Raw genomic sequence first — 13,589 nt, forward strand, 5'->3', positions numbered from 1 at the left:
TGTATTGTATTACATTAAGCTTATAAATTCATCAAAAGCCTCTGATATATCTTCCGGCTCTTCCAGATTGTTTTTTTCCTGAGAATCGATAGTATCTAAATACTGAACAAACTCTTCTATATTCGGGTTTTCAAACAGTGCTACCACTTTAATATCAGTTCCTAACTGCCTGTTAATTTCATTGAGCATTTTGACCATTTTTATGGAATTTGCTCCCAGATCAAAGAAGTTATCCTGAATACTCACCACGCTGGCTTCTTTTCCTAATACTTCGGCTATGATTTGTATGATCACTCTCTCCTTTTCCGTTTCGGGTGCTACATATTGTCTTTCACTGGCTATTCTGGTTCCCGGTGTATTGGCCAATTCTTTTTTGTCAATCTTTCCGTTTATGGTAATCGGCAATTGTTCTAAGGCTATAAACTCGGAAGGAATACTATAGTTCGGAATTAAGTTTTTAAGAAATGCTCTTAACTGTTCCAACGACAATGTGGTATCGGATACAACTATATAGGCAATCAGACTTTTAATGTTAAACTGATTGATCTCGACAACCACAACCGCTTCGTTAATTAGCGCATGGCTCAGCAAGGCTTGTTCTACTTCTCCGGGTTCAATTCGGTATCCTGAAATTTTAACCTGGTCGTCTTTTCTTCCCAGAAATTCGATATTACCGTCAGGAAGCCATTTTCCTAAATCGCCCGTTTTGTAAAGACGTTCGTTTGTTTTATACGGATGTTCGATGAACTTTTCTGCTGTAAGCTCCGGTCGGTTTAAATAGCCTTTGGCCAATCCTGCTCCTCCTACACATATTTCTCCAATTACTCCAACAGGTACAATCTTCTGATCTTTGTCGAGAATAAAGGTTTGTGTATTGGCAATCGGTTTTCCTACCGGTATATTTCCTGCCGGCAAATCTGCTCCTTTAAGCAGGCCGTACATGGCTGAACAAATACTGGTTTCTGTAGGACCATAGGCATTGTAATAATTACCCAGCTTCAGATATTCTTTTACTTTACTATATACAGGAGGCTCTCCGGCAGTAATTAAAGTTTTAAGTCTGCTTAAGGTTTTGATGTCCATCAAACTCATATAAGAAGGCGGTATCGTGGCTATATCTATTTTTTTCTCCACAATATATTTTTCCAGCATTTTAGGATCTTCGCGGTGTTCTCTGTCTATAACACACAAACAGGCTCCTGAAAAAAGAGCGGTAAATATTTCGGAGATCGAAGCATCAAATGAGAAGGAAGCAAACTGTAATCCATTATTGTCTGCCGTGATGTCAAAAAGATCAATTTGTGCAAAAATGGTGTTTACAATTCCCTTATGTTCAATCATTACTCCTTTAGGATTTCCGGTTGAACCCGAGGTGTAAATGATGTAAGCCAAATCGTCCGGTGTTAGACTAACATCATTTAATTCTTCACTATAATTAAAAGGTTTAAAATCGGTTACAATGTCAAACAGAGTGCCTTTAAAATCAGTACCGGCCGTTATATGAGATCGGTCTGTAATTAATAATTTGATTTTGGTATCGTCATAGATGTATGCTTTTCGCGCATCGGGATAGGCTGTATCGATCGGAATGTAAACCGCCCCCGCTTTCATAATTCCTAAAATAGCAATAATGACCGTTGCGTCTCTTTCTAACTCTACTCCTATAAAATCTCCTTTTACAATCGAATGATCATCTCTTAAAGCGCGGGCCAATCGGCTGGAAAGGCTGTCCAGTTCCTGATACGTATAATTTTGATTCTTAAAGGATAACGCTTTGTTGTCAGGAGTTTTAGCTACCTGAAGCGCAAACAAATCCATTAATGTACCAGTAGGATAGGCTATCGAATTGGCATTAAAATCAACAATAAGTTGCTGTTTTTCTTCTTTAGAAATGTAGTCTATGTTTTTGATTTGTTGCGTCGGATTTTCTAAAAGTACTTCCAATAATTGTTTGTAATGCTCCATGATACGGCTTGCCGCTTCTTTCGAATACAGGTCGGTATTGTAGGTAACATTAAAGGAGAGATAATCTCCCTGCTCCTGAAAAGCAATATCCATATCAAACTTAGATACTTTGTAACCTTGGTCTTCTATCGTACTAAAGGCCGACTGCTTCAATTTTTTGTTTTCGGCAACCTCTCTCATGTTCTGCAACATCAGCATAACATCAAATATGGCACTTCTTCCGGTATCGTTTCGAATATCAAGATCGTCTACCAGGTGATCAAAAGGATACATTTGGTGTTCGTAAGAGCGAAGTGTGTTTTCTTTTGCCGTATGGTAAAAAGATTCAAAACTCTCCTCGGGACCTATTGTATTTCGTAAGGCCAGTGTATTGATATAAAAACCAATCTGATCGCTTAAATCGGCATGATCTCTACCCGCCACCGGTGTCCCGATAATGATGTCCTTTTCAGAAGTATATTTGTGAAACAAGATATTCCAGGCGGCTAACAATCCTATAAATAAACTTCCACCCTGCTGTTGTCCGTATTTTTTAAGTCGGTTCGTAATCTCCGGCGTAATGTATGTTTTAAGGCTGTTACCGGCATAGGTTTTAACCGTTGGTCTTACTTTTTGGTAAGGCAAATCTAAAGCCGGAAGTTCTCCTGCCAGTGTTTTTAACCAATACTCTTTATGGATGTTATTTTGTTCCTGCTTCAATTGTTCCTCTTGCCAAACCGCATAATCTCTATATTGGATTTTTAGTAGTGGTAATACCGGTTCTTTTCCTTCCAAAAGCTGTTCGTACAACGCAAATACATCTTTTGCAAGAACATCCATCGACCAGCCATCGCTAATAATATGATGCAGATTGTAGCAAAATATATATTCGTCATCTGAAAGCTGTAGTATACTGGCTCTTACTAAGGGGCCATCGGTGAGATCAAAGGCTGCATAGGCATCTTCTTTGATGTATAAAGCTACGTTGGTATCCTGATGTAAATCGGTGGTATAATCGATATGATTTACGGTAAAACCCAACTCTGCTGTTGTTTTTACCAGCTGTCTCACTTCTCCTTCATCATTGACTTTAAAGACCGTTCGTAAAGCTTCGTGTCGGTCTACAGCCAGTTCGATTGCTTTTGAAAAACAGCCTAGATCGTAGGTTCCTTTTAAAGTCTGGCGAAAAGGCATGTTGTAAACTCCGGTACTTCCTGCAAATTGGCTTAAAATCCATAATCGGCGTTGTCCGGCTGAAACCGGGTAATCTTCGGCATCCTGAATTTTTTGTATGGAAGTATGTTTTTTAACTTCTGAGTTTTCAATCAAAGCAGCATGTGCTTTTATGGTCGTACTGGCAAATATTTCTTTCAATCCCAATTTTACTTCAAAAGCTTTGTGATAGTGATTGATAAGCTGTGTGGCTTTCAAACTGTGACCTCCCAATTCAAAAAAGTCATCTTCCGTTCCGATGGTATCCAAATGAAGTACTTCCTGCCAAATGGCTGCAATTTGCTCTTCAAGCGCATTGGAAGGTGCCACATAAACTGCGCTTGATGCTCTTCCTTTGTTTAGCGTAAGCAAATATTTTTTATCGACTTTACCATTTACGGTTAAAGGGATGGTATCTACTTCGACAACAACAGCAGGAATCATGTATTCCGGTAATTGGCGCTCGAGGTATCTTTTTATTTCTTTTGAATCTGTTTTTTGAGAAGAAACTATAAAAGCAACAATTTCTTTTTCGTCCTGATTTCTGATATCTACCAAAACAACAGCCTGACTGATGTTGGGATGAAGGATAAGCTGTTGTTCGATTTCGCTTAGTTCAATTCTGTAGCCTCTTACTTTTACCTGATCGTCTTTTCGTTCTTTGTAAATTATTTCTCCGTTGTCCATCCATCTTGCGATATCTCCGGTTCTATAAGCCGGCATTCCATTTTCTGCCGTTACAAATCGTTCTTTGTTCAGTTCAGGACGGTTTAGATATCCTTTGGCAACTCCGGCTCCCGCTATGATGATTTCTCCGTATACTCCAACATCGCAAGGGTTGCCCTGAGGGTCTGCAATGGTGATCATGGTATTGGCAATAGGTTTTCCGATACGTACCTGATACTGTGCTGCCGTCATTTCCTGTACAATACAGCCTACGGTGGTTTCGGTAGGTCCGTATTCATTAATTATGCGGATGTCAGGATTAATCTCCCATACATTTTGCAATTGATTTTGCGTAAGCTGCTCGCCTCCGCAAATGATTATTTTTACGTTTGTTTTTGCAATCGCCAGCTCTTTCAATAAGGCCAGGTGTGATGGTGTTAGTTTTAAGGTATCGATTTCCGGATTGGTGAAGGCCTCTGTAAGCAATTCGTTAATCGCTTTTGCGTCAGATCCGATCCATAATTTTTTTCCTCTGGTTAAACTTGTAAAAAGTGCCGTAATCGTCAAATCAAACGAAACTGAAGTAATTAAGCCCCAGTTACCTGTTTCGGCATCGGTAAAATAGTACTCATTCGACCATTGTATGTAGTTTAAAAGGTTGGCATGCGTGATCAGACAGCCTTTAGGATTTCCGGTAGATCCTGAGGTGTAGATGCAATACGCGATATCTTCCTTGTTTATTTCATTGAAATTGGATGGGTTTGCATCAGATTGGTATATCTCTTCTTTAGACGGATCAAGAACGGTTACGGTAGAAAAATCTCCTTCGGCTGTAATGGCCGGCGTACTTACTAAAACGGTACAGGCAGCGTCTTCCAGAATAAATTGTACCCTGTCTTTTGGATACGCGGTATCCATCGGAATGTAATAGGCTCCTGTTTTAAGGATTCCCAAAACGCTAATCATAAAGTACGGAGAACGGTCTAACAAAACCGCCACCGGCTCTCCTTTTTGAATACCGCACTGGTGAATTAAATGGTGCGCAAATTGATTGGCTTTTTCATTTAATTCGGCATACGAAATAGTGACATCCTCATAACACAATGCTGTTTTATTGGCGTGTAATTGTACCTGTTGCTCAAAAATTGCTGTAACGGTATTAAAGGATTCAAATTGTTGTGCAGTGTTGTTGGAAGCTTCTATAATGGCCTGACCAGCTAATGCCTTTTTTTGATCGGTAAAGGCAGCCTGAAGCTGGGCAGCGATTAAAGTTATTGCCTGATCGGTATAACGCGCAGTATCATAATATAAATCGAGTACCAGCCTGTCTCCGTGATCGATTGCACTTATTTTAAGTTCAAAAGCATCGGTAACGCTGTAGATATCTCTTATTTTTAAAACATCCGCTGTCTCCTTTTTATTTAGCGCTACATATTCAAATACATATTTAAAGATGGTAGCCTCACTCGCTTCTTTGTCGTGAATTCTGTTTACATAAAAATAGTCTGACCATGTTCCGATTTCATCTACTGATTTTTTAAGAAATGAAACAGCTTCATTTTCTGGCAATGAGGACAGTCCTTCTAACTGAACCGGAAGTGTTTTGGCTACTAAACCAAAGGTGTTTTCCAATTCATTGTAATACCTGTTGTAAGGCAAATAACCAAGTGTAAAAGAATCTTCATCGAATTTTGATAAATAAGCCGCATAACGCGCTAAAAGCAAATGTTCTACGGAGCAGTCTTCCTGTACCGATTTTGCTTTTAATTGGTTGTAAGCATCACTTTCGATCACGCAAAGCGATTTTCTTTGTGGCGCAAATACAGCGTTTGTTTTGGTTTTAAACGGTACAATATCTTTGGTTAAATCGATGGTATAGTTTTTCCAGAAATTGCTGCCTTCTTCTTCAGGCTCGCTAAACAATTGCTGCTGCCAGGCCGAAAAGTCCTGATATTCTACCACTTCTCTTTCTTCTTTTTCATACGAAGTCTCATCCAGCAAAGCTTTTGACAATTCGCTGCACAAAAAAGCAGTGGTATAACTGTCTGCCCATAACGCATACAAACGTACAACCAGTACCTGATTTCCGTTCGGATCTTTCAGTAAACAAATACGTATCGCGTTATCTTCTAAAGGATTGTAACCGTACCCCAAACATTCCTGAGCTACTGCCAAAACACTGGTTTCTTCCAGCGTTTGAACGGTTCGTTCTGCTATTTCAGTTTCTTTTACCTCAGCTACTATCTGAACTGGAAAAACAGCACCTGAAACTACACTTATTTTAAACAATAAAGTTTCATTTTTACGTATTACATGCGCTAATCCGCGTTGTAACTTCTCTGTAGTTACTTCTCTACCCAAATCAATAACCACCTGATTGTAATAATCCTGGATGTTTTTTTGGGCTACACTCCATAAGTTCATTTGATTTATAGAAAGTTGATAGGCTTCAACATTGTTTATTGCTTCTTTTTCCATTATGTTAGTATCTGATTAATTAGGTATTTAACTGTTCGAACATAGCATGAACAGTGCTCTGGTTTTTGGTGGATAGGTGTTTCCTTTTAAAATAATGATGCTATGATTTGTCTACTGCCTTCATAAGGGCTTCTGCCGTGAGACATGAGCATATTGTCTAAGAACAGTACATCTCCTTTTTCCCATGGAAATAATACAGTTGCTTTTAGATAAGCTGCTCTTATTTCTTCTATTTCTTCTTTAGAAATTTCGCTTCCATCACCATAGAAGGTGTTATTAGGCAGCTGATCTTCTGAATTTACCAGATCAAAGAACGAGGCCTCCAATGCATATTTGTTAAAGAAGTAAGCATGATTAAACCATACCTGAACTCCGGTAGCAGGATGCTCCCAGATTGCTTTTTTGACCCAGGTTAAGACTAAGTTGGTGTCGCTTTTCCACTCATAAGAAATGCCCTGTTTGTCACAGGTTTTTTCTACCTCTTTTTTATCTTCGGTCTGAAAAACTTCTTTCCAGGACAAACCATAAGCTTCGTTGAGGTTTCTAACGTATTTCACTCCTTTTTCAAAAAACTTGGTTCTTGTTTGTTCACTTAAGTACTCTAATACTTTTTTGTTATCGGCAATAGGAGTTTCCCCTTGTTTGTCTGCCGGATCGATGCAGCAAAAAACAATATTGCTGGGATGCGCAGGAGCATAAGAGCTTTCGCTATGCATTTCGATCGAATATTCTTTAGGGTAAGTTGTGGTATGATAAACGTTTTTTCCAACAGCATATCGCGGTGATGATCTTAAGTTGTATTCAAGAGGTGTATCGGCATACAACCTGCTGAAGTCTTCAAATTTCTCCACGGTGTTGATATGAAATCCTCTAAAAAGCAACGCCCCGTAGGTGTTTACTTTTTCCTGAAATTCGGGTCTGTTTTGAGCAACCCAGTCGTTTAGCTGCATTCCTACTGTTGAAGGCTTTACCACTAAAGGAAAACCTGCACCGCCAGGCCATACTGAATATTCTACTTTTACTTCGGCTGTTACTTTCTCAGCCTTAATATTTTTTAATTTTTGTATGCTATTGATCATGATCTTATTTTTTAAAATACAGCTTTAAAACTGTCTGGGTTAGCACTTTTTTTAAATGAAAGATGTGTCGGGAACCGGTTTATTTTTTAACCAGCTTAAATTTATTGACGTTTAGATTTCTCAGGTTTTCCTTTGTCTCTTTCTGGAAATCGACATCACTAATTTTTTCCTGACTATTCACCAGTAACTGTGACAATAAGTTTTTGAAATTTTGCATCAAACCTTTAATACAGCTTTGATTGTAAACGTCTGTATTGTAGTTAATATCAAAATACAAATAGCTGCCAATCTCTTTAAAATTAATCAGCATATCCAGTTTTGCACCTCTTTCGTCCTGAACCACAATCTGATCGATTTCCTCCTTTGTAAACTGATAGTTGGTGTTGTTGTCTATCGTGTTATGGTAAGAAAGCATGACATCGTAAAGCGGATTACGGCTCGTATCGCCTTTTATCTTTAAGTCATCCTGCAAATTGTCAAACGGATACATCTGATGTTTTGTGTTTTCAAACATAACGTCTCTTACTTTGCTGAAAGTCTCATCGAAATTCTCTTCGGGATTCACCTGGTTGCGAACGACCATATTGTTGAAATAAAGTCCAATTTGATTTTCCAGATCTACATGATCTCTTCCGGCAATTGGTGCTCCTATCAGGATGTCCTTTTGATTGGTATATCGGTAAAATAATATATTCCAAACGGCCAATACTCCTGTAAATAAGGTTCCGTTATTGGCTTTACAATAGGCGGCAAATTTAGCAGTGTCGGTATCCGAAATTAAGGTTCGTAAGGTCTGACCGTTGTTGGTCTTTACTTTTGGTCTTGCTTTCTGAGTCGGCAAGTCTAATAAAGCTCTGTCTCCGGACAAGGTTTGCAGCCAATATTGTTTGTGAGGCTCAAAAGCACCATTTTCCAATTGTTGTTTTTGCCAAACCGCAAAATCTTTGTACTGAATGTCTAAAACAGGAAGTGACACCACCGTATCATTTTTAAAGCCATTATAGAAGGCTAAAACATCTCGTTTTAAGATATATTTTGAAACACCGTCTCCAATAATATGATGCATATTGTAATAGAAAATATGATCGGTATCTGAAATTTGTAAGAGTGCAATTCGTAACAAAGGTCCCTGATCAAGACGGAAAGGCTGTAAGGCATCCTCCTTCATATAAGCTGCTACCGCTTTCTCGATATTTTCTTCTGCTCTGAAATCAAGTTCCGTAATGGCAAAGTCAATTGCCGAAGGAGCGCAGATCCATTGTCTTACTTCCGAATTTTCGTCTTCCTTAAATACCGTACGCAAGGTTTCGTGACGTTCTATAACCGCATCAATGGCTTTCTTTAAAAAAGGAATATTATATCCTTCTAAAGTAAGATGTGCCGGCATATTGTATGAAATATTACTTTCTTCAGAAGACTGGCTCAAAACCCACATGCAATACTGACCGCTGGAAAGTGGGTAATTAGACTGTTGCGCTACTGGCTCTATTTTTTCTACTTTAGTTTCGACAGCGGCACCAAATAACAGGGTACAATGCTCTTCAATAGTTTTATTGATGAATAAATCTCTCAATTCTAATTTTACGCCATACTCTTTATGGTATCTTGTAATCAGTCTTGTAAGTTTAAGACTGTGTCCGCCAAACTCAAAAAAGTTGTCTAAAACTCCTATGCGTTCCCTGTCCAGAATTTCTTTCCAGATGGTTACCAGCTGCTCTTCGTTGTTATTACGAGGTGCAACATAACCGTTAGCCGTTGTTCCTTGTGTGGCTACTTTTGGCAACGCTTTTTTGTTTACTTTTCCATTAGAAGTAAGCGGCATTTCATCCAGTTCAATGCATATCGTAGGCACCATGTAGGCAGGTAAACTTTCGGAAAGATATTCTTTAAAATTATCTAAGGTATATCCTTCTTTAACCACTACATACGCTACTAATTCTTTAGAATAGTATTGATCTTCGTGTACAATAACGGCGGCATGATTTGCATACGGACACACATTTAAGGCTGCCTCTACTTCTCCAAGTTCGATTCTGAATCCTCTAATTTTAATTTGCTTATCGTTTCTTCCCAAATACTCGATATCTCCGCTGGTTAGTCTTTTTGCGACATCTCCTGTTTTGTACAAACGCTCTCCGGGATTAAACGGATTGGTCATAAAACGTTCTTTTGAAAGTTCCGGACGGTTTAAATAACCTCTTGAAACTCCTGCACCGGAAACATATAACTCACCGGTAACGCCCATAGGTACTAAATCAAAATTTTCATCGAGTATGTAACAACCCATTGTTGGAATCGGTCTTCCTATATCGCTAATGTTAAGATCGATTTCGCGGGCTCCAATTTCCTTGAAGGTTACGTGTACTGTGGTTTCTGTGATCCCGTACATGTTGATAAGGGAACAATCCGGATATTGAGCTGCCCAGGGTTTAAGAACTCCGGGAGTAAGTGCCTCACCTCCAAATATAACATAACGCACATTCAGGGATTGCTTTTTATCGATTACCTCCTCTTGTAAAGCATTAAATGCTGAAGGTGTCTGGTTCAAAACGGTTACTTTTTCCTCCTCTAACAGCTGTGCAAAAGCTTTAGTATCTTTTGCGACAAGCTCCGGAACAATTACCAATCGGCCTCCATACAATAAGGCTCCGAATATTTCCCAAACCGAGAAATCAAAAGAATAGGAATGGAATACACACCATACATCTTTTTCATCAAAATCAAACAAAGGCTGATCGGTAAAGAAAAGTCGCACCACATTGCCATGCTCGATCATTACTCCTTTTGGAACTCCTGTTGTTCCTGAGGTATAGATTACGTAAGCAAGATTGGATAAGGGTAAATCTAACTCAAGATTGCTTGTGGCATAGCCTGAAAAGAGCGTATCGGCCTGATCTAAATTGACCAGCTGAATATGATCTTCCAGTTTTAGTACTTCACTGCTCTTTGTGCTTACCAATACAATTTTTGAATCGATATCATTCAGAATAAAGTTAATACGCTCCGTAGGATATTGCGGATCAATAGGTACATAGGCTCCGCCTGCTTTTAAGATTCCGAAAATTCCGACAATCATTTCAAAAGAGCGGTTGATGCACATTCCTACCATGCTTTCCGGACCTACTCCCTGTTCTTTTAAATATCCTGCCAGCTGGTTGGCTTTTTCATTTAATACTTTATAGGTCATTCCTTCCCCATCAAGTGTCAGAGCAATAGCATCGGGCGTTGCGGCTACTTTTTCTTCAAAAATCTCTACCATATTCTGATCTGCCGGATATCCGGTTTCAGAAGCGTTGTAGGTTTTGGTAAGTGCTATTATTTCGTCTTCGCCCAGCATATCAAAATCGCCAATGGTCGTAAATTTCTCTTCTGCCATATTGCATATTGCAGTTCTGAAATGTTCGGTAATCATTTGAACAAAAGCCCTGTCCATAATCGAACTGTTGAACGTAAAATCAATCGCAAGTTTGTCTTTCAGCATCGGCTGAATAGAAAGCAGATAGTTGTTGTTTTCTTTTACATTCACATTGTCTATTTCTAAAACAGCTTTACGGGAATTATCGCCGCTTTTAGACGGATAGTTGGTAAACGATAGTAAAGAGTCAAAGCAATCTCCTTTAATTTCATTCCATTGCTGGATTTTACTAAGGGAGGTGTGCTGAAAATTTCTTGCTCCTACAGACGTTTTTTGAAGCATGTCTAAAAAAGCTGCAATAGTCTGACTGTTGTCTATTTTGGCTCTTAAAGGGATGGTGTTGATGTACAATCCCACTTTGTTGTCATAGTTTAAATCTGCCGGACGTCCGGAAACCGTCACTCCGTACACGATGTCTTTTAGGCCTGTGTATTTTGACAATAAAATAGCCCATACCGCTTGTGTCAGTGTATTTGGTGTAACGTGATTTGATTTTGAAAAGTCGTTGATTTTTTGTGTCAATGCTTCATCAAAATCAATACTGATACGTTCGTATTTTCCTTTTCCTTTATTACGTTCGTGCGCTGCTTTACAAAATGGCAGTAAAGAAGGCTCACTAAAGTCTTTCATATAAGACTGCCAGAATGCTTTTTCTTCAAAAGCATCTATCGATTTGATGTAGTTGATAAAATCTTCGTATTTATCTTCTACCTGCGCCTCGATCGGGGTACCATACATTAGGTTGGTGTACGCTCGTATTACTTCCTGAATAATTACCTGTCCGGACCATCCATCCCATAATACGTGGTGTTTTGTCCAGATCATTTTATAAGCGTCCTCTCCAAACTTAGCAATAGTGATACGCATTAACGGCGGATTGGTAAAGCTGAAATCCTCAAATCGGTCTTCATTTTTAAGGGCGAGGAACTTTGCTTCTTTTTCCTGATCGGTATCGTTTGTTAAATCGATGAAACGCAACGGAACTTCTACTTCTTTATTGACAAACTGGATTGGAATATTTACTTTATCATAAATAAATCCGGTTCTAAGGATGGTGTGGTTATTGATTACATTTTGCCAGGCCTTTTTAAAGAGGTCTACATTTAATTTTGAAGAAAAACTAACATCAAACTGCGTGTGGTAAGTTGTGTTTTCCTTAGATTCTGTATTGTACAAATAGGTACTGTGAAACAGGATACCTTCTTGTACAGGGCTCAGTCCATACATCGAAGAGATGTTTTTTCTGTCCAGCTTAAAATCTTCTTTCTTTAAATATGTAATGATATCTGCTTTATTTTCTTTAATAAAAGAAGTAACATCAGGGCGTTCTGTAATGATTTTAATATCAGAAGGAGTCAGTTTTCCTTCTTTTCCTAATAAGATTAAATCCTGGCCATCAATTTTAAGTTCGAATCCAAGGCTTTTTAATTGTTTTATGAATTTTTCCATGATTTTAAAATGTATTTTCTAGTAGTAGCGTAATCAATCTTTTGTGTAAGTTGTAATTAGAACAATGCGATACCTCGTAACTCTTCTTGGTGTACTGCAGCGGTTTCGAGAATATTTTCCATACTTTCTAAAAATGCCGCAATGGTTCCCGGTTGAAAATAGAGGTCGTTATAGGTGAGTATAAAATCAAAAGTGGTCTCTTTTTCCTGTACCAAAAGGTTAAGATCATATTTTCCTAATCCTTGATTTTTATACTCAAATGGTTCGTCCTGATCTTCGGTAACAGCGTTATGCTGATCGTAGAGGTATAAAACATCAAATAGTGCAGTTCTGCTCATATCTTTTTTAGGATTGATCTCTACCACCAGCTTATCAAAAGGAATTCCCTTGTTAAGATCTGCCGTATTCCAGGTATTGGCCACAACGGTACAAGCCTCAGCTAATGTTGTGTTTTCTTCCAAAACAGATTGTAAGACTACCAGATTTTCGATAGCGCCTACGGTCGATGCGGTAAGATGATTGCGCATGTCCATAAGGGTTCCGATCACGATTTCAGAAAGTCCTGAAAATTTGGCTAAGGCCATTTTGTAAACCGCCAGCGTTACTATTTGTGATGTCGTTCCATTGATGGCGGCAAAAGATTGCAAACGGTCTTTGCTAAACGAAAAAGCAGTTGTGGCGGCCTTATAAATATGTACCGGTACTCGTTCTGTATCTGTCGGAATGTACAATACCTGCAAATTGGATAATCGTTTTCTCCAATGCGCAACCAATGTTTCGGTTTCGTAAGGATCAACGGCCTGTTCCCATTCTGAAAAATCTTTGTACTGCATGGTGAATCCTAATGAATCTTCCGGATGCGCTATAAAACTTAAAAAATCTTCCTTAAGAATACCAAGACTGTAGCGGTCAACAATAGCGTGATGAAAGACAAACAGTATTCGGGTATGATTTTCCAATCGTTCAAAGAAGGCTTTTACCAGTAATTCATTTTCAAAATTGAAAAATCCTTTGCGTAATGTTTCCTGATTTTCTTTGAGATCAGGCTGCTCTGTAAGCAAATTTTCTATGTTAATTTCTCCCGGCGTTTTAATGGATTGAAAAATCTGATCACCCTCTTTTATTATGGTCGTTCTTAAAATATCATGGCGGTTGATTAATTGTGCAAAAGCCTGATAAATTTCGTTGGTGGTCACCTCTTTTTTAAGGGTTAAACTCAAAGGGATATTGTGATAAACAGGTCCTCCTTCATACAGATAATCTCTCTCAAAATGATCGATAAACCACATCCTTTGCTGGTGATAAGAAACAGGTAATTTCATATGTTTTGGTGTTAGGTAATTAAT

The 13,589-nt window shown here is 38.6% G+C and carries 4 protein-coding genes; all 4 read right to left on the reverse strand.

From position 1 onward, the window contains the following. Positions 1-9: 9 nt before the first annotated feature. The 4 genes from ACN1CN_RS20430 to ACN1CN_RS20445 all read right to left on the reverse strand — a co-directional run bounded on the left by ACN1CN_RS20430 (position 10) and on the right by ACN1CN_RS20445 (position 13,565). Entirely contained in the window at positions 10-6,300 is a 6,291-nt protein-coding gene (locus tag ACN1CN_RS20430; RefSeq protein WP_419137229.1) for an amino acid adenylation domain-containing protein, read from the reverse strand. An 86-nt stretch (positions 6,301-6,386) separates the two neighbouring features. Next, positions 6,387-7,379, reverse strand: coding sequence for a TauD/TfdA family dioxygenase (locus ACN1CN_RS20435; RefSeq protein WP_419137231.1), 993 nt, complete (start codon positions 7,377-7,379; stop codon positions 6,387-6,389). A 79-nt stretch (positions 7,380-7,458) separates the two neighbouring features. Then, positions 7,459-12,243, reverse strand: a complete 4,785-nt coding sequence (locus tag ACN1CN_RS20440) for an amino acid adenylation domain-containing protein (RefSeq protein WP_419137233.1) — start codon at positions 12,241-12,243, stop codon at positions 7,459-7,461. 56 nt (positions 12,244-12,299) lie between these two features. After that, on the reverse strand, positions 12,300-13,565 hold the full coding sequence (locus tag ACN1CN_RS20445; protein ID WP_419137235.1) for a condensation domain-containing protein: 1,266 nt from the start codon (positions 13,563-13,565) through the stop codon (positions 12,300-12,302). Positions 13,566-13,589 lie beyond the last annotated feature (24 nt).

This window comes from Flavobacterium sp. T12S277, from assembly GCF_048514875.1.
Taxonomy (GTDB): domain Bacteria; phylum Bacteroidota; class Bacteroidia; order Flavobacteriales; family Flavobacteriaceae; genus Flavobacterium.